Source organism: Alkalihalobacillus sp. MEB130 (assembly GCF_032335535.1).
Taxonomy (GTDB): domain Bacteria; phylum Bacillota; class Bacilli; order Bacillales; family Bacillaceae_D; genus Halalkalibacter.
Genome location: NZ_JAOANA010000017.1, coordinates 74,468 through 97,015, shown reverse-complemented (window position 1 = coordinate 97,015; position 22,548 = coordinate 74,468). Strand labels below are relative to the sequence as shown.

21 protein-coding genes, 5 tRNA genes and 1 riboswitch are annotated in these 22,548 nt (G+C 41.1%); of the genes, 23 read left to right on the top strand and 3 right to left on the bottom strand.

Annotated elements, in window-relative coordinates:
- The first annotated feature begins 54 nt into the window (after positions 1 to 54).
- The 5 genes from N0O92_RS16900 (at position 55) to N0O92_RS16880 (ending at position 509) form a co-directional block, all read left to right on the top strand.
- Positions 55 to 129: transfer RNA gene (locus N0O92_RS16900), tRNA-Gly, on the top strand.
- Positions 130 to 140: 11 nt separating this feature from the next.
- Positions 141 to 215 (top strand) — tRNA-Cys (locus N0O92_RS16895).
- 12 nt (positions 216 to 227) lie between these two features.
- Positions 228 to 313, top strand: a tRNA-Leu gene (locus N0O92_RS16890).
- A 28-nt stretch (positions 314 to 341) separates the two neighbouring features.
- Positions 342 to 418 (top strand) — tRNA-Arg (locus tag N0O92_RS16885).
- A gap of 9 nt (positions 419 to 427) precedes the next feature.
- A tRNA-Leu gene (locus N0O92_RS16880) sits at positions 428 to 509 on the top strand.
- A gap of 360 nt (positions 510 to 869) precedes the next feature.
- Here N0O92_RS16880 and N0O92_RS16875 read toward each other — a convergent pair.
- Positions 870 to 1,211 carry a hypothetical protein gene (locus N0O92_RS16875; RefSeq protein WP_315615836.1) on the bottom strand — a complete coding sequence of 114 codons (342 nt, stop codon included), beginning with the start codon at positions 1,209 to 1,211 and terminating at the stop codon, positions 870 to 872.
- Positions 1,212 to 1,481: 270 nt separating this feature from the next.
- On the opposite strand from N0O92_RS16875, the gene N0O92_RS16870 reads away from it, so the two are divergent.
- The gene (locus tag N0O92_RS16870) at positions 1,482 to 1,832 is read left to right on the top strand and encodes a hypothetical protein (protein WP_315615835.1); all 351 of its coding nucleotides are present in this window, start codon (positions 1,482 to 1,484) and stop codon (positions 1,830 to 1,832) included.
- Positions 1,833 to 1,959: 127 nt separating this feature from the next.
- Positions 1,960 to 2,835: a serine hydrolase gene (locus N0O92_RS16865; protein ID WP_315615833.1), complete on the top strand. Its 876-nt coding sequence runs from the start codon at positions 1,960 to 1,962 to the stop codon at positions 2,833 to 2,835.
- 71 nt (positions 2,836 to 2,906) lie between these two features.
- Here the strand turns inward: N0O92_RS16865 and N0O92_RS16860 are convergent, their stop codons facing one another.
- Positions 2,907 to 3,833, bottom strand: coding sequence for a LysR substrate-binding domain-containing protein (locus tag N0O92_RS16860; protein WP_315615832.1), 927 nt, complete (start codon positions 3,831 to 3,833; stop codon positions 2,907 to 2,909).
- A 194-nt stretch (positions 3,834 to 4,027) separates the two neighbouring features.
- On the opposite strand from N0O92_RS16860, the gene N0O92_RS16855 reads away from it, so the two are divergent.
- From N0O92_RS16855 to N0O92_RS16790, 14 genes are all read left to right on the top strand, one after another.
- Positions 4,028 to 4,849, top strand: coding sequence for a M55 family metallopeptidase (locus N0O92_RS16855; protein ID WP_315615831.1), 822 nt, complete (start codon positions 4,028 to 4,030; stop codon positions 4,847 to 4,849).
- A gap of 21 nt (positions 4,850 to 4,870) precedes the next feature.
- Positions 4,871 to 5,995, top strand: a complete 1,125-nt coding sequence (locus N0O92_RS16850; protein WP_315615830.1) for a dipeptide epimerase — start codon at positions 4,871 to 4,873, stop codon at positions 5,993 to 5,995.
- Complete coding sequence (locus N0O92_RS16845; protein ID WP_315615829.1) at positions 5,979 to 6,935, top strand: C40 family peptidase; 957 nt, start codon at positions 5,979 to 5,981, stop codon at positions 6,933 to 6,935. Before N0O92_RS16850 ends, N0O92_RS16845 begins: the two co-directional genes overlap by 17 nt.
- 122 nt (positions 6,936 to 7,057) lie before the next feature.
- On the top strand, positions 7,058 to 7,993 hold the full coding sequence (locus tag N0O92_RS16840; RefSeq protein WP_315615828.1) for an ABC transporter permease: 936 nt from the start codon (positions 7,058 to 7,060) through the stop codon (positions 7,991 to 7,993).
- A gap of 1 nt (position 7,994) precedes the next feature.
- Positions 7,995 to 8,948, top strand: coding sequence for an ABC transporter permease (locus N0O92_RS16835; protein WP_315615827.1), 954 nt, complete (start codon positions 7,995 to 7,997; stop codon positions 8,946 to 8,948).
- A gap of 3 nt (positions 8,949 to 8,951) precedes the next feature.
- Complete coding sequence (locus N0O92_RS16830) at positions 8,952 to 9,989, top strand: ABC transporter ATP-binding protein (protein WP_315615826.1); 1,038 nt, start codon at positions 8,952 to 8,954, stop codon at positions 9,987 to 9,989.
- Between the two features lie 95 nt (positions 9,990 to 10,084).
- Positions 10,085 to 11,752, top strand: a complete 1,668-nt coding sequence (locus tag N0O92_RS16825) for a peptide ABC transporter substrate-binding protein (RefSeq protein WP_315615825.1) — start codon at positions 10,085 to 10,087, stop codon at positions 11,750 to 11,752.
- Positions 11,753 to 11,841: 89 nt separating this feature from the next.
- Positions 11,842 to 12,801, top strand: a complete 960-nt coding sequence (locus N0O92_RS16820) for a S66 peptidase family protein (protein WP_315615824.1) — start codon at positions 11,842 to 11,844, stop codon at positions 12,799 to 12,801.
- Between the two features lie 34 nt (positions 12,802 to 12,835).
- Positions 12,836 to 13,789, top strand: a complete 954-nt coding sequence (locus tag N0O92_RS16815) for an ABC transporter ATP-binding protein (RefSeq protein ID WP_315615823.1) — start codon at positions 12,836 to 12,838, stop codon at positions 13,787 to 13,789.
- A gap of 138 nt (positions 13,790 to 13,927) precedes the next feature.
- Positions 13,928 to 14,362 (top strand): VOC family protein, encoded by a 435-nt coding sequence (locus tag N0O92_RS16810; protein WP_315615822.1) that lies wholly within the window; start codon positions 13,928 to 13,930, stop codon positions 14,360 to 14,362.
- Positions 14,363 to 14,548: 186 nt separating this feature from the next.
- A complete protein-coding gene (locus N0O92_RS16805) occupies positions 14,549 to 14,755 on the top strand; it encodes a helix-turn-helix transcriptional regulator (RefSeq protein WP_315615821.1) in 207 nt (68 codons plus the stop codon).
- Positions 14,755 to 15,243, top strand: coding sequence for a hypothetical protein (locus tag N0O92_RS16800; protein WP_315615820.1), 489 nt, complete (start codon positions 14,755 to 14,757; stop codon positions 15,241 to 15,243). The genes N0O92_RS16805 and N0O92_RS16800 overlap by 1 nt, the downstream gene beginning before the upstream one ends.
- A 749-nt stretch (positions 15,244 to 15,992) precedes the next feature.
- Positions 15,993 to 17,756 (top strand): tannase/feruloyl esterase family alpha/beta hydrolase, encoded by a 1,764-nt coding sequence (locus N0O92_RS16795; protein ID WP_315615819.1) that lies wholly within the window; start codon positions 15,993 to 15,995, stop codon positions 17,754 to 17,756.
- 302 nt (positions 17,757 to 18,058) lie between these two features.
- Positions 18,059 to 18,574: a DUF4652 domain-containing protein gene (locus tag N0O92_RS16790; protein WP_315615818.1), complete on the top strand. Its 516-nt coding sequence runs from the start codon at positions 18,059 to 18,061 to the stop codon at positions 18,572 to 18,574.
- Between the two features lie 676 nt (positions 18,575 to 19,250).
- On the opposite strand, the gene N0O92_RS16785 is transcribed toward N0O92_RS16790, so the two are convergent.
- Entirely contained in the window at positions 19,251 to 20,630 is a 1,380-nt protein-coding gene (locus N0O92_RS16785) for an APC family permease (RefSeq protein ID WP_315615817.1), read from the bottom strand.
- Positions 20,631 to 20,960: 330 nt separating this feature from the next.
- A riboswitch (guanidine-I (ykkC/yxkD leader) is annotated at positions 20,961 to 21,067 on the top strand.
- 58 nt (positions 21,068 to 21,125) lie between these two features.
- On the opposite strand from N0O92_RS16785, the gene N0O92_RS16780 reads away from it, so the two are divergent.
- Entirely contained in the window at positions 21,126 to 21,848 is a 723-nt protein-coding gene (locus N0O92_RS16780; protein ID WP_315615816.1) for an urea amidolyase associated protein UAAP1, read from the top strand.
- 26 nt (positions 21,849 to 21,874) lie between these two features.
- On the top strand, positions 21,875 to 22,525 hold the full coding sequence (locus tag N0O92_RS16775; protein WP_315615815.1) for an urea amidolyase associated protein UAAP2: 651 nt from the start codon (positions 21,875 to 21,877) through the stop codon (positions 22,523 to 22,525).
- The last annotated feature ends 23 nt before the right edge of the window (positions 22,526 to 22,548 follow it).

Sequence of the window (22,548 nt, the reverse complement as noted above, 5' to 3'; positions counted from 1 at the left end):
CAACGGATTTTGATTCCGTCATGCGTAGGTTCGAATCCTGCTAGCCCAGCCAATGCGGAAGTAGTTCAGTGGTAGAACACCACCTTGCCAAGGTGGGGGTCGCGAGTTCGAATCTCGTCTTCCGCTCCATTTTTTTGTCTGGCGGCATAGCCAAGTGGTAAGGCCAAGGTCTGCAAAACCTTTATTCACCGGTTCGAATCCGGTTGCCGCCTCCATATATCTGCCGTGCCGGGGTGGTGGAATTGGCAGACACACAGGACTTAAAATCCTGCGGTAGGTGACTACCGTGCCGGTTCAAGTCCGGCCCTCGGCACTTTTTTATTTTTATAACTTAATAGTTTGCGCCCTTAGCTCAGCTGGATAGAGTGTTTGACTACGAATCAAAAGGTCGGGAGTTCGAATCTCTCAGGGCGCGCCACTATGATTTGCCGGTGTGGCGGAATTGGCAGACGCGCACGACTCAAAATCGTGTTCCTTCTGGAGTGTCGGTTCGACCCCGACCACCGGTACTTATAAATAACTTCTATAATACCTCAGCATAAGGCTGAGGTATTTTTTGTTATATAAATAGATAAATTGAATGGAGTTCAAAAAAATGCGAAATAAAGAGAATGACTTCGATGTTATTCGCTTTCATTCCATTTGTTTGCGTTTTCCTGGAATGATATAGAAATTGAGGAAAAGATAATTTAGTTTATAATTAAGTTACATTCAAATAAGAAAGAAGGAATTCACATGAAATTCTTATCTAGCCTATTGGACAGTCTTATTAAATCACAAGAAGAGCATGCTAAAAAAATTATAAAAAGTCGATTATATTATTAATAGTAAAACCTCTTACACAAGTCGCTGCGTAAGAGGTTTTTTTGTTATTGAACATGTACTAATTCTACTGGACCATGATCGTCGCAATGATCACCATGGACATGATGTAAGCGTCCATTAACAAGGTAGTCCATATGGTCGCCATGAGGAACTAATTCGTGACCACAGTCTGTATCATGAGTACAACCACAGTTCATAGGTGCACATTCAGCTGGGTTTGTTTCTGATACTGGAATCTTGCACTCATCCCAGTGCCCATCGTGTTCGTGATGAAGATGCCCATTGTGTACATAATCGATGTGATCATCATGTTTAATTTTCGTATGGCCACAAGCCACACTATGTTTATGTGGATGTTGTTCGTGCGTATGATGTTCGTGTGCCATTGTTTCACCCCCCTTTGGTTAGTGTTGAGTCTTACTATGTAGAATAACCTTTGAAATACGTGTTTAAACCATTAAACTGTTTTAATTGGATTCCTGAAAAAAGAGAAGAAGCAGAAATTGAGGAATCAAAAAGCAAATAGCTTCCTGAACAAAAAGAGGGAGCGGATATTGAGGAATCAAAAAGCAAATAGCTTCCTGAACAAAAAGAGGGAGCGGATATTGAGGAATCAAAAAGCAAATAGCTTCCTGAAAAAAGAGAAAAAGCGGTAGTTGAGGAATCAAAAAGCAAGTAGCTTCCTGAAAAAAGGGAAGCAGCAGAAATTGAGGAACGGAAAAGCAAATAGCTTCCTGAAAAAAGGGAAGCAGCAGAAATTGAGGAACGGAAAAGCAAATACCTTCCTGAAAAAAGAGAGGGAGCGGATATTCAGGAATCAAAAGGCAAATAGCTTCCTAAAAAAAGAGAAGAAGCAGAAATTCAGGAATCAAAAAGCAAATAGCTTCCTGAACAAAGAGAGGAAGCGGAGATTGAGGAACCAAAAAACAAATAGCTTCCTGAAAAAAGAGAGGGAGCGGATATTCAGGAATCAAAAAGCAAATAGCTTCCTAAAAAAAGAGAAGTAGCAGAAATTGAGGAATCAAAAAGCTATATAGCCTTCCAAAAACAAGAGAGAGCCAAAAGAAATAAAAGGTCTTTCCTCCATTTTACCGAATACTCATTTAGGTGAAGAAGAAAAGAAGAGGTGATCGAGTGAGCTTACAAAATAAGATTGAGGAGATTGTAGGGCGATCAAACGCAACGTTTGGTGTCGCTGTTAAGCATCTAGAGACAGGGGAGGAAGCAGTGATAAATGGCGATATGCTGTTTCAACAGGCGAGTGTGTTTAAGATCCCGATATTAGTGAAGCTATTAAAAGATGTTGAAACGAACCAAATTAGACTAGATTCAAGAGTAACGATGGTGAAAGAAGATCGTGTACCTGGTTCTGGAATCTTGCAAGAACTTGATAGTGGATTGGACGTTACGGTTAAAGATTTGGCGTTGCTTATGATTATTGTTAGTGATAATTTTGCAACGGATAAGCTATTACATATGATCGGTATCGATCATGTACATCAGTATATGGAAAGCATCGGATTAACTGAAACGTCAATTAAACATTCTTGTTATGATTTGCTTCGCATAAGTGTGGGAATAGGGGAGGGTGCATCGTATGATGATGTTTTGCTTCAGTTAAAAAATGGAGAGTATGATCATGATAGTGTCGTCTTTGAGCGGTCGACAAACGCCAGTGTGTCTACAGCAAAGGAAATGAATCTTTTGTTAGAGAAGCTTCTGAATCAAGAACTGTTAAATGAAACGTATACGAATGTGATGGTAGATATTTTGTTAAAACAGAGAATACAAAATCGCCTTCCAGCTCTGTTGCCTGAAGGGACGAAGATCGCTCACAAAACGGGAACTCTAGATCATTATCTAAACGATTGTGGAATTGTGTTTTTACCTGAAGAAAAAGGAACATTTGTTATTTCTGTTTTTTCCTCACATCACTCGTCTTCTAAAGAGGGAGATCAAGCGATTGCGGAAATTTCAGAAGCGGCATACACCTATTTTATGACGACGTGAAAAAGGAGCTGAGCCCACTAAGGTTATTTTCATGCCTTTGGGACAGCTCCTTTTCTTTTTTCATATCATTTCTATTTCTGTGCTTTAACAAATTTAAATTCTTTTGGTTCTGATTTATGAAAGTGATTGAGTAGATAGGTTAAATACATTTGACTTAGTCCATCAGGTTGCTTGCCTTTTAAAAAGAGGAGATCTAAGTTACGCCCAACATGAATGGATTCTTGTATATCAATCGTATATAACGTTTCATTCCGAACTTCTTCTTCTAACGTAAAACGGGATAAGAGGGTAATGCCTAGTTTTTGTTTTACCATTTGTTTCATCGCTTCGATGTTATCAATCTCAAGAACAATGTTCGGTTCTAATCCTTGTTTTTGGAACGAGCTTTGAATTAAGGACCAATCGACGGTCCCTCGGTTAAAGGAAATAAGTGGTTCACTTGCAATTTTGGCTAAACTGACTTTTTTTAACGAACAGAAAGGATGACCGGGATAAACGGCTACTACAAGTTCATCTTCAATGAGGGGGATGTTTTCCACCTTTGGGTGTGTAACGCTTCTAGCAATGCCAAAGGGAACTTCGTGTGTAAGGATCATATCTAACACTTTAGGTGAGCTAGTTGTATGAATTCCTAATTTTATTTTAGGGTATTGTTTATAAAACTTTTGAGTGATTTGTGGTAGTAAATAGTTTGACGCAATGTTAACGGTTGCAAATTCGATTTCACCTGACACCGAATTTCGCGTACTATGAACAGATAATTTTCCTTCTTGGTAATTTCGAATAACTTCTTCCGCAAATGGAAGAAACGTACGGCCAGCTTGGTTAAGAACAATGGCTTTGTTCGAGCGTTCAAAAAGGTGATACCCAATCTCATTTTCTAGTGTTTTGATTCTTGCACTAATGGAAGGCTGTGTAAGGTAAAGATATTCTGCTGCTTTGCTGAAACTTCCTGTATTGGCGACTTGAATAAAGGCTTCAATATGCTTTATATCCACTTTTTATAAAACCTCCCATAAAAAAATCAAATAAACCCCTATAGAGAATATCTATTAGACTTGAATCTAATTATAAATTAACATTATAAGCAATTCAACAATTGTTGGAAGCTTCAGGCAATTATGAGTGTTACATCTACTTTTGGGCAGATAAAATGAATAGCAATTCACTTCTTAAAAAAATGGAGGAAAGCATGAAGATATTTGTTTCCGCAGATATGGAAGGAATTACAGGTTTGGTTGATGAGACGTTTGTTGATTCTAGTAAGCATAACTATAAGCGCGGTCAAGAGATCATGACAGCTGAAGTAAATAGTGTTGTCGATTCTTTACATAAAAAAGGTTGTAAGGAAATCATTGTTAATGATAGTCATTCAAAAATGAACAATATTTTAATAGAAAAGTTACATCCTGAAGCACTATTAATTTCTGGAGATGTGAAACCTTTCTCAATGGTACAAGGGCTCGATGAAACATGTTCTGGTGCGATTTTTGTTGGGTATCATGCAAGAGCTTCGATGAAAGGGGTGTTAAGCCACTCGATGACATTTGGTGCTAGACAGATGTTCATCGATGACATCTTGATCGGTGAATTAGGTTTTAATGCCTTTGTAGCTGGTTATTATGATGTACCTGTCATCATGGTTGCTGGAGATGATCAAGCAGCGTTAGAAGCAGAAGCGTTAATTGAGGGAGTAACAACGGCTGTGGTGAAAAAGGCCATTTCACGAACCTCAGCGCTCTGTCTTACTCCTGAAAAAAGTAGACAATTACTTGAAGAAAAAACGGAGAAGGCACTAGAAAATATCGCGTCTGTTCAGCCGTTAAAAGCACCAAAGAGTCCGACTTTGCGAATTGAATTTGCCAATTATGGCCAAGCGGAATGGGCTAATTTAATGCCAGGTACGGAGATAGAGTCTGGGACAACGGTTCGTTTTCAAGCAAAGGATGTTATTGAAGCGTATCAAGCTATGGTCGTCATGACGGAACTAGCCTCTAGAACTAAATTCTGTTAGTTACATAGGGAGTGTGACAGCATGTTTATTACAGATATACAAACGAGTCATCAAACCGTTTTATTAAAAAAACCATTTAAAACAGCGTTACGTACAACCGATCATGCTCAAGCGGTTATTGTTCAAGTATTTGCAAGCAATGGAATGATTGGATTAGGCGAAGCCGTTCCAACGCTGGCGATTACCGGTGAGAATGTGGAAGGAATTGAAGCGACGATCTTGCAAATAATAAAACCAGCTCTTCTTGGGAGAAATATACTAAACTATGAATCTATTTTTCACCTGTTGCACAAAACGTCGGTTCGAAATACGAGTGCGAAAGCGGCTGTTGATATGGCCATTTACGATTTGCTCGCCCAGTTTCATCACTTGCCTCTTTATCAGTTTCTTGGCGGTGAAGCGCCTGAGGGGGATGAGCTGCAAATTGAGACGGACTATACCGTTAGTGTGAACTCACCTGAAGAGATGAGCGAGGATGCACTAGAGTATGTTTCTGAGGGCTTTCGGATACTGAAGGTGAAGGTTGGAAAAGACGACATTGAAAAAGACATTTTGAGAATTAAAGGAATACGCGATCAAATAGGTCCAAGTGTCAAAATTAGAGTGGACGCCAATCAAGGCTGGCAGGCAAAAGAAGCCATTCGTGCGATTACAACGATGGAGGATATGGGGTTAAACCTAGATATTGTCGAACAACCTGTTGCAGCTCACGATATTTCAGGGTTAAAGAGAGTAACTGAAAATGTCCTCACTCCGATCATGGCTGATGAAGCGGTATTCTCTACGTTGGATGCCTTTGAAGTATTAAAGCAACGCGCAGCGGACTTTATTAACATTAAGCTCATGAAGTCTGGTGGCATCTACAAAGCTTCTATTATCAATCATTTTGCCGAAGAATGCGGCGTTCAGTGCATGGTCGGTAGCATGATTGAATCGCACTTAGCGGTCACAGCAGCAGCTCATTTTGCAGCTAGCAAACGCAACATTACACGCTATGATTTTGATGCGCCTTTAATGCTTGTTGAAAAAGTCATTGAAGGTGGAATTACGTATAACTCCAATATGATTACAATCTCAAATGAACCTGGATTAGGTATTCGTTCTATGAAAGAAGACAGGAGGACTGTTCGTGAAGCCCACAAATAACGAGAAAAATTTGCCGAAAATGATCGTTTGCGTATCGGTGGCAACCGTTTGGACAGAACCAACGTCTCCCCGCTATATTGACCAATTAGCTGTCAATAATCCAGTCGATATGCCTGGGTGGATCAAAAGTGCCACTTACGCGGAGCAATTAGCTCTTTGTAAGAAAAACTTAGTGCAAACACAGCTTTTATACGGCACGGAAGTTATGATTCTTGAAGAAAAGGATGAATGGGCGCATGTTCTGATTCCAAGCCAAGAAAGTAGAAAAGATGACCGTGGCTATCCTGGTTGGGTGCCGATGAGACAACTATCGTCACCGACCATTGCTTATGATGAAGGGGCGTTAATAGCTCAAGTAACATCCCCTATTGTGACAGTAGCGAAAACGGCTCAAGCGCTAAAGAAAAAGAACGGAGATCATGGACTGGCGGTAAGCTTTTTAACTAGATTTCCTGTTGTGAAGCAAACAGAGGAATTCGTTGAAGTTGTTACCCCTCATGGCAACGGTTACTTGAAAACAGACGATGTTCGACTTTTCACGAAGGAAGACGAGCTTCTGACTCATCAAGATCAGTCCATTCTCGAAGTTGCTAAACAATTTTTAGGTTTGCCTTACTTATGGGGTGGAATGTCGGCTTTTGGGTTTGATTGTTCAGGTTTTGCTTATTCAATGTATCGATATTACGGAATCACGTTGCCTCGTGATGCATCTGATCAAGTGAAAAAAGGAACAGTCATTGAACGTGAAGATTTGCAGGTAGGTGACTTGCTCTTTTTTGCTTATGAAAAAGGAAAAGGGGCTGTTCATCACGTCGGCATGTATGCTGGGGATGACCAGATGATTCATTCACCCAAAACAGGCAAATCGATTGAAATCATTCCGTTGACAAATAGCTCATACGAAGAGGAATTAATAGGTGGAAGACGATATCTCTCTTAATGAAGCCTAACATCAACGGAAACACGATAGGTTCATGCACATGAAATGGCCTCTGTAGATGATATTGTTCAAACAACATTGCTGTTCTTTTACTATATTCAATCACTAGAGGGGGGAAACCATTGGGAGTCTTTATCTTAAAACGCTTTGTTGCCATGATCATCACTTTGTTAATCATTATTACGTTGACCTTTTTCCTTATGCATGCGGCACCAGGTGATCCGTTTGACTTTGATGCAGAAGGCGGCATATCCGCGCAAGCTCGGGAAAATTTAATGATTCACTATGGATTGGATCAGCCAACACATATTCAATATTTTAACTATATTAAAAATCTAGCAACGTTGGATTTTGGACCATCGATGGTATCAAGGTCACGGACCGTTGATAGCATGATCGCGAACGGATTTCCAGCTTCGCTTGTGCTTGGTTTTACGACGCTTATATTTAGTGTGATTTCAGGAATTATTTTAGGAGTGATTGCCGCCTTAAGGCATAACCGAATGGTGGACTATGTCACGATGATTATTGCCGTTCTTGGAATATCAATCCCGAATTTTATTTTGGCGATGATTTTTATTAAGTATATTGGGTTACAATTTGACTTTTTCCCTGTTGCTCGTTGGGGAACATGGAGACACGTAATCTTGCCAGCTTTGGCGCTATCTTCAGGGCCAATTGCGATTATTGCTCGATTGACACGTTCAAATATGCTGGAAGTACTAAATCAAGATTATATTCGCACAGCGAAGGCGAAAGGAATCTCGCCAACAAGAATTGTAATGAAGCATGCTCTGCGTAATGCGTTATTGCCTGTTGTGACAATTATGGGGGCACTAACAGCATCCGTATTAACAGGAAGTTTTGTTATTGAGCGAATCTTTGCGGTTCCGGGAGTGGGACGTTACTTCGTTGAAAGTATTTCTAATCGTGACTATCCGATGATTATGGCAACAACGGTTGTCTATAGTGCGATTTTGGTTTTCATGATGTTTATCGTCGATCTCGTTTATGGAATCATTGATCCACGAATTAAATTGCATAAGAAGGAGGGGTAAAATGGATAATTCAGCAAAAGCTTCAAAGAAACATGCACAAAACATACCTGATGATCTTTTTACCCCTGTGAATAAAAATGGGGACAATGAAGCCGAGTTTATGAGGCCAAGTGTTGGTTTTTGGCAAGATGCTTGGTTTCGGTTAATGAAAAATAAGGTCGCTGTACTAGGGTTAATTTTAATCGTGATTATGATCATCATGGCGATCATAGGTCCATGGCTCACGCCTTACGATTACCGTGAAGGGGTATTATCCAATCAAAATCAACCTCCTTCTACAACTCATTGGTTTGGTACGGATGAACTAGGGAGAGATATGTTTACAAGAGTTTGGTACGGAGCAAGGGTATCTCTATTTATTGGATTTGCTGCTGCGTTCATTGAGTTTTTTATTGGAGTTTCTTACGGAGGATTGTCTGGGTACAAAGGTGGAAGAGTGGATAACATCATGATGAGATTTGTCGATGTTTTGTACGGACTTCCTTATTTACTTGTTGTGATTTTATTAATGGTTGTCATGGACCCTGGTGTATTTACGATAATTGTGGCTCTTTCCTTAACCGGCTGGATAGGTATGGCCCGTATTGTAAGGGGACAAGTTCTCCAGTTGAAGTCAAATGAGTACGTGCTTGCATCGAAGGTTCTTGGTGGAAGTACATCAAGAATTGTAAGAAAGCATTTATTGCCCAATTCAATGGGGCCGATTATCGTCTCAATGACATTAACGGTTCCGGGAGCAATTTTTGCAGAAGCCTTTCTAAGCTTTTTAGGCTTAGGGGTTCAAGCTCCGATTGCTAGTTGGGGAACGATGGCTAATGATGCATTAGGTGTATTGAATACAGGTTATTGGTGGCGATTGGTTTTCCCAGCGGTCATGATCTCTTTAACAATGTTCGCCTTTAATGTATTCGGTGATGGACTTCGTGATGCACTAGATCCGAAGATGAGGAGGTAAATCATGAAAGAAAAACAAAATGAGCCCATTTTGGATGTGTCCGACCTTCATGTATCGTTTCAAACGAGAAACGGGGAAGTACAAGCAGTGCGAGGCGTTAACTTTTCTTTGAATAAAGGAGAAACGTTAGCGATAGTAGGAGAATCGGGTTGCGGAAAAAGTGTGACGGCCCAAAGCATTATGCGCCTGATTCCAGAACCTCCAGGGAAAATTAAGCAAGGCAGCATTTCTCTAAAAGGAAAAGAGTTAACAACCTATACCGAAAAACAGATGAGAAATGTACGTGGGTCTGAGATCGGGATGATCTTCCAAGATCCGATGACGTCCTTGAACCCTGTTCTGACCATTGGCGAACAAATTTCCGAAAGTCTATTAAAAAATCCGAATCTCACAAAAAGTGATGTCACAGAAAAAGTGACGGAGATTTTAAGACTCGTAGGAATCGCCAATCCGTCAGAGCGATTAAAGCAATATCCTCACCAGTTCAGCGGGGGGATGAGACAAAGAATTATGATTGCCATGGCGCTTGTGAATGAGCCGGATGTCTTAATTGCAGATGAACCAACGACTGCCCTAGATGTGACGATTCAAGCGCAAATCATTGATTTATTTAAAGATATACAAAAACGAACAGGAATTGCGATTATTTTAATCACCCATGACTTAGGGTTGGTAGCTCAAATTGCTGATCGAATTAACGTAATGTATGCCGGACGAGTAATTGAGTCAGGGTTGGTTAAAGACATTTTTTACAACCCCAAGCACCCTTACACAAAAGGGTTGCTCAAGTCTGTTCCTAGGCTAGATGATGATCGCAATCAACCGCTTATTCCGATTCACGGGACGCCACCAGACTTGCTTTCTCCGCCAAAGGGGTGTCCCTTTGCGAGAAGATGTGATTATGCGATGGATGTTTGCATTCAGTATGATCCAGAATCAACGCAAGTGACAAAGCAACATAGCGTGCGGTGCTGGCTGCAAGATGAGCGAGCTAAGAAAATTACTTTTCCAAGTGATGGTCCAAAAATTACGCTTTTATAACGAATGTGTTTACTAATGTAAGGGGGGATGCGGACAATTTTTTCTTACAGCAATGGGAGACTGGAGAACACAGATCATAAAGGGGGAAATACACGATGAATAAGAAATTGATCATGTTATTGTTAGTCGGGTTGATTAGTAGTGTTTTATTTCTAGCAGCATGTTCGAGCGATGAAACGTCGCAAGAGTCAAGTGATCCAACAGATGAAAGTTCCGATACGTCAGAGGCACCTTCTGGTGATGACCGCACGTTGTATTTGAATAACGGACAAGAACCAACGTCACTAGATCCACCAATTGGAAATGACGAAGCTTCTTATAACATTTTGAACAACGTAATGGAAGGATTAACACGTCTTGCAAAAGATGCACCGGTTCCAGAACCAGCGATGGCTGAAAGCTGGGATGTGTCAGAAGATGGCTTAGTGTATACATTCTACATTCGTGATGATGCAGAGTGGACAAATGGCGAGCCTGTAACAGCGTTTGATTTTGAATATTCATTCAAGAGATTAGCTAATCCAGAAACAGCTTCTCCAGCAGCATCACACGCTTACTGGATTGCAGGAGCGGAAGATTATAACAGTGGAGAAGGTTCAGAAGAAGATATGCTCGTTGAAGCATTGGACGAGCGTACGTTAGAAGTAACATTACGTTACCCAGTTGATTTCTTCTTATCAATTGTAGCGATGCCTCAAATGTTCCCTGTTCACCAAGAAACAGTAGAAGCTGATTCAAACTGGGCAGGTAGTGTAGATACACTAGTCACAAATGGACCATTCAAAGTAACAGAATGGGCTCATGACGATTATTTAGTCCTTGAAAAGAACGAAACGTATTGGGATGCGGGAACAGTGGAAGTTGAAACAATTGAGTATGCGATTGTTGATGATGTGAATACAGCTTTCTCATTATATCAAGCTGGCGATCTACATGTTTCAGAAGTTCCAGCTGACTTAGGAGAAGAGTATTTAGATCACCCTGAAATGTATATGGCTCCTCGTTCTGGTATTGAGTATCAATTTTTCCATACTCAAACAGAGCCATTCCAAAACAAAAACATCCGTAAAGCTTTTATGTACGCCATTAATCGTGAAGATATTGTTGAGTATGTAAACAAGTCTGGTGAACCAGCAGCATACGGTTGGGTACACCCTGACTTCGAACACCCAGCTGGCGGAACGTGGGGAGAGAATGTCGGTGAATACTTCGAGTATGATCCTGAAAAAGCACGTGAGTACTTAGCATTAGGTATGGAAGAAGAAGGGTATGACGAATTACCAACAGTTACTCTTTCTTATAACACAAGTGATTTACACAGTACGAGATCTCAAGCAATTCAAGAGATGCTTCGTGATAGCTTAGATATTGAAGTGGAACTGTTTAACCAAGAGTGGGAAGTATTTAGAGATCGTTCCAATGAAGGCGAGTTCCACTACTTCCGTGGAAGTTACCTTGGTGGATACAATGATCCTATTAACTATTTAGATAACTTCTTACCAGGTTCTGGTTTCAACCGTGGAGACTGGGAAGGCGACGTTCACCAACAATATGTTGATATTGTAAATGCTAGTTACGAAGAAGCAGATCCAGAGAAACGTTTTGAATTACTAATGGAAGCAGAAGAAATTTTAATGGAAGAAGCGATTGTGAACCCAATCTACTTCTACAATAGAAGCTATCTTGTTAATCCAGAAGTAGAAAATGTCATTACACACTTTGTAGGATTCACAGAGCTTAAGTGGGCTAGATTTGTAGATTAATAGCTACAAGGAAGAAGCTGAGGGTGACGAATTCAATAGATTGTTTGAGTCACCCTCTTTTTCTCATTTTTTGTTCTAGGAGGATGAGGATGAAACCGTTGGAAACATCAGTTGTAAACCCGTTGATCAAACCGGCGAAATTAGAAAAAGGCGATCATGTAGCCGTTATAGCACCAGCCAGCAGCCCTGATAAAGAAGCAGCCGAGCAGGCGATCTTATTGCTTCAGCAAATGGGTCTTGAAGTCGAGATAGGAAGCTCGCTAAAAAGAGAGTATGGCTATTTGGCCGGTACCGATCAACAACGAGTGGAAGAGTTTCACGAAGCGTTTCTAAATCCAAAGATCAAAGCAATCTTTTGTGTTTGCGGAGGCTATGGAACGGCTCGAATCGCTTCTCTGATTGATTATGAGCTCATCCGCTCTAACCCGAAAATCTTCTGGGGGTATAGTGATATCACATTTTTACTTCATGCGATCTATCAAAAGACCGGACTCATCACCTTTCATGGTCCTATGCTTAGCTCTGATTTAAGTGGAGATGTTCACCCGTTGACGAGAAAAACATTTGAGCAGCTGTTTCATCCAACATCCCTTACATACTCAGAGTCCTTACGCCCCATTGAAACGTTAGTCGACGGTTATGCCGAAGGACCCGTTGTTGGCGGGAACCTAACCTTACTAGCAAGTTCAATCGGGACTGAATTTGAGATTGATTGTAAAAACAAAATTCTCTTTCTCGAGGATGTGGATGAAGAACCATATCGCATCGATAGACTATTAACTCAACTAAAACTAGCAGGAAAACTTGTTGATGCAAGAGCCATTCTTTTATGTGATTTTCATAACTGTGTCCCGCCGGTAAAACGGCAGAACTCATTGAGCTTAGAGCAACTTTTTCAAGACCATATCGTTCCTTTTCAAAAACCAACTTTACGTGGATTTCCGATTGGACACTGTTCTCCTAACGTAGCGGTTCCCATTGGCATAACAGCCAGTGTGAACACAGAAGAACGTACAATCGTCTTTAAAGAATCAGGGATTGCAGAATAGATCGATAAAATGATAGAACGTCTGGAGGTGTCCTATGGGGACAAAAGTGTTAGAAGTAAAAGGACTACGAAAACATTTTGAAGTGGAAAATAAGCAAGTTCTAAAAGCGGTGGATGGGTTAACTTTTGATATCTATCACGGAGAAACCCTTGGCCTTGTAGGGGAATCTGGATGCGGGAAATCTACTACAGGACGTACATTAATCAATTTATATAATTGTACAGAAGGCCAAGTGTTATTTGAAGGTCAAGATGTACATAAAATGAACAGCAAACAAAAGAAACAGTTTAATAGAAAAGTACAAATGATTTTCCAAGATCCTTATGCTTCACTCAATCCAAGAATGACCGTAACGGATATCATTGCAGAAGGAATGGATATTCACGGCCTGTTTGGCAAGAAAAAAAGGCTTGAACGTGTCTATGAATTACTAGAAACGGTCGGCTTAAACCGAGAACACGCAAGCCGTTTCCCTCACGAATTTAGTGGAGGACAACGACAACGAATCGGTATCGCCCGCGCCTTAGCGGTTGATCCATCGTTCATCATTGCAGATGAACCGATATCTGCATTAGATGTTTCGGTGCAAGCCCAAGTAGTAAACCTAATGAAGAAACTACAAAAAGAAAAACAACTAACCTATTTATTTATCGCTCACGACCTCGCCATGGTGAAACATATAAGCGACCGAATTGGAGTTATGTATCTAGGGCAAATGATGGAATTAACAACAAGTGAAAAACTTTATGAAAAACCACTTCACCCATACACAAGATCTCTGTTATCAGCAATTCCGATTCCAGACCCAAATGTGGAAGAACAACGAAAACGAGAGATTTTAAAAGGCGAAGTGCCAAGCCAAATTAACCCACCAAGTGGATGTGTATTTCGAACAAGATGCCCAGTTGCAACCAATGTTTGCGCAAGTGACAAACCGGAGTGGAAGGAAGTCGAGCCCAATCATTTTGTGGCTTGTCACCTATATTAAGTGAAGGACAGGAATCAAAGACTATCTTTGGTTCCTTTTTTTAGAGGAAGAGAGGGGGGAAGGGTGGTGGTTTGGCGATATGGAATTTGGTAAACTGGAAAGAATAGTTAGTAACTTGTAAAAAGGAGCGTGTACAGTATGGTTGGAGTAGAATTGGATTTAGTTGTGAAAGATAGCTTAAAAGCATTGGAATTATACGAAGCGATATTTGATATTGAGCGTGTGGAGGTTTCTGATTTACCTCGTGGTGAAAATGAGGCCGTCTTTACCCTTTACGGCGTTCGCTTTCATCTGTTAGATGAAAACCCAGAATTTCATTTAATCGCACCAAAACCTGACGACCCTAAAACGAGTTGGGTGAATGTTACGGTCCCAGACATTAAAAAGACGTATGCAAAGGCGATGGATTTACAATGTACAGAAGTGCAACCGGTAACTGAGCTTGCTGATTACGGAGTATCCAACGCCATATTCATGGACCCATTTGGTTATATATGGATGCTACACCAAGTACATAAAGAGGTTAGTCATGAAGAACGTATACAGCTTTGGGAGGAAAAAAGAGAGAAGTAAGAATGGGCGTGTTGAGTTGGACTTCCTTTCTAAAGGAAGTCTATTTTTCTGATCACGTTTGCTTAGCAGAGCCTATTTTTTGAAAATAAGTAAAGGTTACTTGACATCAAAATGGATGTCAAGTAACCTTTACTTATAGTTGATTGTAAAGTTAGCTTTACAAAATCAATCGGAGGGTAGTACACGATGAGAAACCAGATAAAGGATCTGCGTAAAGCAATGAAGATGACACAAGAGGATTTGTCCAAAAGGGTTGGTGTCTCAAGACAATCAATCATTGCGATTGAATCAGGAAAATATAATCCATCCCTAGAATTAGCATATAACATTTCGAAGGCATTTGATCGCACAATTGAAGAGGTCTTTATCTTTGATGAAGGAGGAGAAAGATAGTGGGACTACAAATTGGAGGATTAATCGGTTTATATGGTGGGGCAACATTTGGAATTTTAGGCTGGTGGCTTGGCAGACGTATGGCTAAAAAGAATCGAGGGTTAGATGAATTACATGATCATATTTGGCAAAAGGCACGATCGATTTCATGGTACTTCACTCTAGCTGCCATCTATATTCTATTTTCGTTAGTAGCATTTGGAATCGAACTAAGTGTCGCGATGGTTCTAGGAATCATGCTGTTGGTGCATATGTCAAGCTGGGGAATCACAGGCATGATTCTGTCCATAAACATGAATAGGACAGAACCTTTAAAACCATCTAAAGTAAAATTTGGAGTCGCGGTTATGGTACTGTCACTTATCTTTTTTGCTGTGTTATCAATTGTGACTGGCAACTGGTGGTTTCTCCTTGTTGGCATTCCACCAAGTGTCCTTGGGTTAATTAGTGCACTGAGTCCTGAAGGAACTGTTGAGGGGAAGGTTTAAGGGGAGATTGTTGGATTTCGGGAATCTAAGTGTAGGTGGGTTCCTGAAGTTGTAGTGTTGGGGTGAATTCGGGAAGGGAAGTGGGGGGTGCTTCCTGAAATGAGGGGGAGCTGTTGGATTTTGGGAAATAAAACGTAGATAGATTCCTGAAGTTGTAGTGTTGGGGTGAATTCGGGAGGGAAAGTGGGGTTTGCTTCCTGAAATGAGGGGGAGCTGTTGGATTTCGGGAAACAAAGCGTAGGTAGGTTCCTGAAATGAGGCTGGCTGTTAGAGTTGGGGAAACAAAACGTAGATAGATTCCTGAAAAAGTAGTGTTGGGGTGCATTCAGGAAAGAAAGTGGAGTTTGATTCTTGAAATGGGGGTAGCTGTTGGATTTCGGGAAACAAAACGTAGATAGATTCCTGGAATAGTAGTGTTGGGGTGAATTCGGGAAGGGAAGTGGTGTTGGATTCCTGAAATGAGGGGGAGCTGATATGTAAGGGAACCCCAACGTAGTTGGTTTTCTAATAAGGATGGCGACATAGACGCGATTACTCAAGATGTATTTCAGAGTGTAGTAGTTTATGACGTCACAGAATACTTCAGTCATTATGTATGAATATCAAAGAGTGATTTCCTATATAAAGCGGGTGTGAATTTTTCTGAAAATTGTATACTCTTTTTGTGTAAGCAACATTTTTTAAGGGGGATAGACGTTGATCTGATGTCAATAAGCTTACGGTCGAAGAAAAGTGAAGGGAGTAGGTTTATGAATAAGAAGAAACATTTTTCTCTTTTGCTAACAGTAATTTTAGTGATTATGTCGTTGATTCCTTCTGTTGCTATGGCGAATAACGAAAGCGCTTTAAAAAGTAATAAGGGGGCAAACGGTTCAATCCCCCAGCTATCTCCCGCACAACCAGGTGAGCTGATTGATTGTGAGAGGCTCGTATCTTTTGACTTCCCTAGCACAGTTATCACGAAGGCAGAACTTGTTCCTAAGGGAGCAGAGTCCAATGCCGGTCAGCCAATTGAAGAGCATTGCCTCGTACAGGGCAAAATGAACGAACGCGTGAGCTCTGTAGACGGTCAGACTTATGCGATTGGTTTTGAGATGCGACTCCCAGTTGACTGGGCAGGCCGTTTCCTATACCAAGCCAATGGTGGGTTGGATGGTAGCGTCGTTCGAGCACTTGGAAGTTTCACAGGCGGTCAGTTGGAAAATGGACTACAGATGGGATTTGCTGTGCTAAGCTCAGATGCAGGTCACACTGGATCACAAAACCCCCTTTTCGGACTTGATCCTCAAGCACGTTTAGACTACGGTTACCAAGCAGTTGGAACGCTTACGCCAATGGCTAAGAGTTTAATTGAGGAGGCATACGGACGCGAGCCTGACCGCTCGTATATTGCGGGAACATCCAATGGCGGACGGCACGCAATGGTGGCTGCTTCCCGCTACGCAGATGAGTATGACGGGTTCCTTGCTGGGGCACCTGGATTCAATCTACCTAAGTCGGCGGTAGCTCAGCTATGGGGCGCTCAGCAGTGGGCGAAAGTCGCCACGGACATAAATGATTTAGAGACGGCGTTGCCTCCAGACGAGCGCCAAGTGCTTGCACAAGCGATCTTGGACCGCTGTGATGGCCTAGACCGTCTAGTTGACGGCATGGTACAGGATATTGAGCGTTGCCAGAAAGTCTTCGACGTTGAGCGGGACGTTCCTACTTGTGAGTTAGAGCGAGACGGCACTTGTCTGACCGAAGAGCAGATACAAGTAGTAAAAGATGTTTTTGCTGGAGCACGCACTAGTGATGGGGAAGAGTTCTATTCTGCCTTCTCATTTGACCCGGGTCTAGTTAGCGACGGCTGGGCCAGTTGGAAGTTTAGAAGTTCTATAAGTAACCGAGATCCTGTGGCAGTTGGATACATCTTCTCAACGCCACCAGAGGATCCTAGTATGATGGAGGATACCTTGGGCTTTGCGTTGAACTTTGATTTGGATACTCAAGGTCAGACAATCTATGAGTCCAACGAACGTTACACCGAAAGTGCCATGGAGTTCATGACGCCTCCAAATCCTACTAATTTGGATACTATGCGTAATTCTGGAGCGAAGATGATCGTATATCACGGAGCTTCAGACGGAGTATTCTCCTCTGCCGACACAGCTCGTTGGTACAATGAGCTCAACGCAAACTACCGGAACAAAGCCGATGAGTTCGCCCGCTTTTTTGAAATTCCTGGAATGGGGCATTCTCGAGGCGGCCCTGCCACTGATCAGTTTGACGGACTAGGCTCGTTAATCGATTGGGTTGAATACGGAAAGGCGCCGGATCGTATTACGGCAACAGCGCGCGGCGAAGGCAATCCGGGCGGAGTGAATCCAGATGTACCATCCGACTGGGCATCGGACCGTTCTCGTCCTTTATGCCCTTACCCATTGGTAGCCCGCTATACAAAGGGTGACCCGGAAGTTGCTAGCAGCTTCGAGTGTAAGCCAAGTTCAGGAGGACCGGGATTGAATCGGTAGGTGCCTGGCACCACCCGAAGTATGTCTAATCTTGTCGATGAGTTGGAAAGGAACTAGCTGGATGAAGTTTATCTGGCTAGTTTTTTTGTTGGCAATGAATTACCTCTCTAACTAGTTCTCTCGCCATTTTCTTTAACCCAACATCAAATCAGATTGATATTATTAATGAGAGTGCGGCCATGTATCTTAAGGGTCCTAAATGTCGTATAATGACATTAGCGGAAATAGAAGAGATATGTAACGAAAATCCGGATTTAATTGATATTTTATATTATGGGGAATTCAAGGAAGGAGAGAGATAGATGACAGTGCTTGATATTCGCTTTAATTCTAAAACTGAACAAGTTGAATTAGTATACCCTAATGGTAAAACCGAAGTTCTTGCCGATCATTCTCCTACGAAGCCTCAAAAATCACCAGACAACAAAAAAGCAGTATATATTTCTCCTTTAGAGTGGGAAGCAAGAGGGAGTTTATACTTAGTTGATCTAAAAAGTGGTGAACAGGATGTACTGGTTACGCCAGAAGGAGACTTCATTCCCAAAAATGTTATCTGGCAAGATGACAGTCGAATTCTCGTAATTATTGGTTATGGTCACGGAACGGTTTCGGTTGGAGGTAACATTTACAGTGTAAACATAAAAACAAAAGAAAAGGTTCAAATCACGCAGTATGATGGTCATATTCAAATTTTAGATTTAGAAATAATAGAAAATGATGTACTGAACTATAGGGGAATCAAATATAAAGATGAGGAATTAAACGAATCGGAAGTTTATTCAAATAACATCTCGTTGAATTCACTGATGAGCTATTGATATATCTAGCAGTTTGGGTGACAGCGAACGATGTCAGCATTCAAAAGTCCAATAGGCCTGATAGAAAGAGATAGAAGAAGCAAGGGGGGGCGCCCTCTTGCTTCTTTGGTTCCGTTAACTAAAGGAAGTGATACGTTTGAGTACTTACGAATGCTAACTTTGATAATATAGCTGAGCAATCCTAGATCTGCATAAATATTTGAAAAGCCGCATAGAATGGCGAATTTGCCGCATAAATTTTTAGTTAGCCGCATAGAACTTCGCATTTGCCGCATAATATCTTCCAATCGCCGCATATCTGCTAGATTCATACTAGTAGATATTGATTCTGCGCAATTTCTAGGTCGTTTTTACGGAGATGACACGAGAGTATGGTCGTTGTGAGTCAGTAAGGAGCCAATCTTTACCGATTTGTTCCCCAAATTACCAGATGTCCTGTGAATTAAGCAAAACGATCACCTGCCAAATTTAGGAGCATCCCTTTAATTGTAGATAACTCACTCTTTATACACGGGTTTTTCCACAAAACTTGAGATATGCACAGCTAAAAGCTGCGGGCTCAGTTATTGATTGTAAGCTATCCACAGTTTACGAGAGGAATCATGTTAGAGAAACGGAAGCAAAAAAGATGGGACGGGGGACCTGTCCCACGCGTCCCCCCCGCGTCCCACCCCACCTACATTGCTTTTTTATCATCGGTAGAGAGAATGATTTGTTCGCTTTCTTCTGATTCTGGTAAAGGTTGTTTGAAGCCTTTTGTTAAATAGCCAAGATAAAGTATTCCGACTGCGACCCAGATGAATCCACCAATAAGTGTTGGAAGGTCGAGTAAGAACAATAGCCAACCGATAAAGGCTGCTCCGATCAGAGGAGAGATTAAGTTTACTAGCTTGTTTTTAATGGTAGGTTCTTCGCTTTTTTTCTTATTAGAGAAATAGAGTGTAATGACACATAGATTGACAAAGAAGAAAGCTGTTAAAGCACCGAAATTAACGAATCGTAACGCCGCGTCAATTGTTATAAAGATTGAGAGCAACGCAACAACAGAAGAAAAGACGATATTTAATACAGGAGTCTTGTATTTTGGGTGAACATATCCGAAAAATTTGTTTGGCAGGATTGAGTCACGTCCCATTACGAATAATAGTCTAGAGACAGCTGTAACAGATGCAAGCCCTTGCGTGAAAATAGCAGCAATTAAGACTGTAATAAAGAAAGAACTTAACAAACTTCCACCGACTACGCTCACTAACTCAAGAGCAGCTGAATCAGGGTTTTGGAATGTAAAATTAGGAACAATTAGTTGAATAAAATAAGATGTCATGACATGTAGAACACCGACAATTCCAATCATGATAAAAATCGCTCGAGGGATCGTTTTCTTTGGATTAATCGTTTCCTCAGATAATGTTGTCATCGTATCAAATCCTAGGAAAGAGAAAATAACGATGGACGCTCCTGCTAAAACGATGGAAAGAGACATGTCAGTTTCAAGGAAAGGCTGCATGGAAAGGATCGTTCCTGAACCTGCTCCGTTCAGTAATCCATGAATCATAAACATGGCGAATACGATAATAAAGACAATTTGCAGCATCACAAAAATACTACTAATGTTGGCAGAGGAGTTCACACCGAAAATGGTAATGGCGGCTAAAATAACTGTTAATCCTATGATCCAAACATAGGGAGGAATCGAAGGGAACTGTGCATGTAAAAAAATACCGAAAGTAATACAAGCAATAATAGGGGCAAACAGGTAGTTCAGTAGTAAGACCCAGCCGACAATAAAACCAAGTTTTGGATTCATCGTCTTTTTAACAAATGTATAAGCAGAGCCTGAGATGGGGAGCTTTTTCGCCATAACTGCATAACTTGCTCCTGTAAATAAAACGGCAAGGACTGCTACAGCATACGCTGGTGTTAAAAATCCGCTAGATCCTTCATAAGCCACTCCAAATACCGAAAAGTAAATCATCGGAGTATTCCATGCTAACCCTAGCGTGACCACTTGAAACAAAGTTAATGTTCGCTTTAATTCGGTTCCCTCTTTCATCATAAAACAGCTCCTCTTAATTTAGTAAAATCTGAGTGAAAATGTTATATCGACAAATAAGAACGATCGTTTTTTCTAGCAGACGTTTGAAAAATGATTTATGTTGATAATTTTTGTTTGAAATGAATGTAGAATTCAACAAGTGTGTTACAAAACCTCACAAGGTTTTTAAGACTATTTGGATTTATCAGTTTTTTACAAGGGGAGCGATAGTGACCGGTCTTCAAAAAGTTTGTTGAGTTTTCTGACAATATGATTGTTGAGGTGTGGGAGATGCTCTAGACTGTTACTTAAGATCAATCGAATAAAGGTCCTTGCAAACGAGTTAAGGACGAAAAAGCTTTCTAGGGTTCCGTTGATTCCGGTCAAGTCTGGTCCAAGAGAAGGCGGTATAGTGTGAGGAGCACTATGCTACACGGAAGGATAAAAGCCTGGGAGATTTCTCTCAGGTTTTTATCCTTTTTTATTTACTAAAGAATTTATAGGGAGGTCATATGTATGAGCAGACAGATATGGGAAAAGGAAGTACCGGCAGGAGGAAAATGGTCTGGAGTTGTAAGTAAAGGGAAATTGCTTCGCTTTACTGCCCTGGAAGAAGGGGCGAATCTTTCTTTATTAATGTATAACCCAAATGGTGCAACCGAGCGCTATAACATGCCAGATACATTAAAAGCGCAGCACACATCGCATTTAACAACAGGTCATGTGTTGATGAGTGATAACGGACGCGTGTTTGCTAGTTTCATTGAAGATACATTAGGTTGGCATGATAGCATTAGCGGCTATACTTCGAGAAAACTTACAGACTCAAAATACGGGAAAACGACATATCAGGAAAGACGAAACGAGTGGTACCGTAGCGGAGAAGAGAATTTCACGGTGGAACTCGTCAGAAATGGGTTAGGAAAAAGAGATTTAGTTCCTAATGTGAATTTGTTTTCAAAAGTGTTCTGTGATGAAAATGGGGATATGAACTTTGTGTTAGACCATTGTCCAAAAGGTGCGACAGTGACACTCAGAACGGAAATGGATGTGCTATTTGTTTTATCTAATACACCAAATCCTCTAGATCCAAGAACTGCTTATCCGTCGGTACCAGTAAATATCGAAGTTCTTACGGCTGAGTCAGTCCAAGAGGATGATTATTGCTTGAACCATAGACCAGAAAATCGTCGCGCATTTGAAAATACATGGGAGTATGAAGCGCTAGTAAAACAATAAAAAACAAATTAGGAGGAGGAATTCATATGGCAGTTTTTAATGAAGTAGAAAGCGAACGTAAAGTTGAGGATGCAATATACGATCAAGTAATTTTAGCTGGAGATGGCTGGATGAAGGAGCTAGAGCCTGGTCAAGTTCTTAGAATTGTTGATATGGAAGGAAACCAAGCGGCCGATACATTGTTTTTCGATGCGGAAAATCCAGAAGATCACTATAGTGCGGTAGCGACCATTGCTGGTCAAAGCAATATTTATTTATCAACAGGATCGGTATTACGAGCGGAGTCGGGCAAAGAGTTGTTAAAAATTGTAGCAGATACTTGTGGGCGTCATGATACATTAGGCGGGGCTTGTTCAGCGCAAAGCAATACGGTTCGTTATTCTCATGATACGCTGCCTATGCACAATTGCCGAGACACATTTATGCTGCAAATGGCGAAGTTTGATGGAAAGTATGAAAAGCGTGATTTGGCGCCAAATATTAACTTTTTCATGAATGTTCCTGTCACACCAGAGGGTGGATTAACATTTGAAGATGGGGTTTCAGCACCAGGACGTTATGTCGAAATGAAATCTATTTGCAAAACAGCTGCATTAATTAGCAACTGTCCACAGTTGAATAATCCTTGTAATGCTTATAATCCGACACCTGTTCGTGTTCTGATTTGGGAAGAGTAGGGGGAGGCCTAGTTCCCCCATTT

What these genes read in the sequence shown, in the direction of transcription:
- N0O92_RS16875 (WP_315615836.1), bottom strand. Translation starts at nt 1,211, where the DNA reads ATGGCACACGAACATCATACGCACGAACAACATCCACATAAACATAGT.
- N0O92_RS16855 (WP_315615831.1), top strand. Translation starts at nt 4,028, where the DNA reads ATGAAGATATTTGTTTCCGCAGATATGGAAGGAATTACAGGTTTGGTT.
- N0O92_RS16850 (WP_315615830.1), top strand. Translation starts at nt 4,871, where the DNA reads ATGTTTATTACAGATATACAAACGAGTCATCAAACCGTTTTATTAAAA.
- N0O92_RS16835 (WP_315615827.1), top strand. Translation starts at nt 7,995, where the DNA reads ATGGATAATTCAGCAAAAGCTTCAAAGAAACATGCACAAAACATACCT.
- N0O92_RS16830 (WP_315615826.1), top strand. Translation starts at nt 8,952, where the DNA reads ATGAAAGAAAAACAAAATGAGCCCATTTTGGATGTGTCCGACCTTCAT.
- N0O92_RS16825 (WP_315615825.1), top strand. Translation starts at nt 10,085, where the DNA reads ATGAATAAGAAATTGATCATGTTATTGTTAGTCGGGTTGATTAGTAGT.
- N0O92_RS16820 (WP_315615824.1), top strand. Translation starts at nt 11,842, where the DNA reads ATGAAACCGTTGGAAACATCAGTTGTAAACCCGTTGATCAAACCGGCG.
- N0O92_RS16815 (WP_315615823.1), top strand. Translation starts at nt 12,836, where the DNA reads ATGGGGACAAAAGTGTTAGAAGTAAAAGGACTACGAAAACATTTTGAA.
- N0O92_RS16810 (WP_315615822.1), top strand. Translation starts at nt 13,928, where the DNA reads ATGGTTGGAGTAGAATTGGATTTAGTTGTGAAAGATAGCTTAAAAGCA.
- N0O92_RS16805 (WP_315615821.1), top strand. Translation starts at nt 14,549, where the DNA reads ATGAGAAACCAGATAAAGGATCTGCGTAAAGCAATGAAGATGACACAA.
- N0O92_RS16795 (WP_315615819.1), top strand. Translation starts at nt 15,993, where the DNA reads ATGAATAAGAAGAAACATTTTTCTCTTTTGCTAACAGTAATTTTAGTG.
- N0O92_RS16790 (WP_315615818.1), top strand. Translation starts at nt 18,059, where the DNA reads ATGACAGTGCTTGATATTCGCTTTAATTCTAAAACTGAACAAGTTGAA.
- N0O92_RS16785 (WP_315615817.1), bottom strand. Translation starts at nt 20,630, where the DNA reads ATGATGAAAGAGGGAACCGAATTAAAGCGAACATTAACTTTGTTTCAA.
- N0O92_RS16780 (WP_315615816.1), top strand. Translation starts at nt 21,126, where the DNA reads ATGAGCAGACAGATATGGGAAAAGGAAGTACCGGCAGGAGGAAAATGG.
- N0O92_RS16775 (WP_315615815.1), top strand. Translation starts at nt 21,875, where the DNA reads ATGGCAGTTTTTAATGAAGTAGAAAGCGAACGTAAAGTTGAGGATGCA.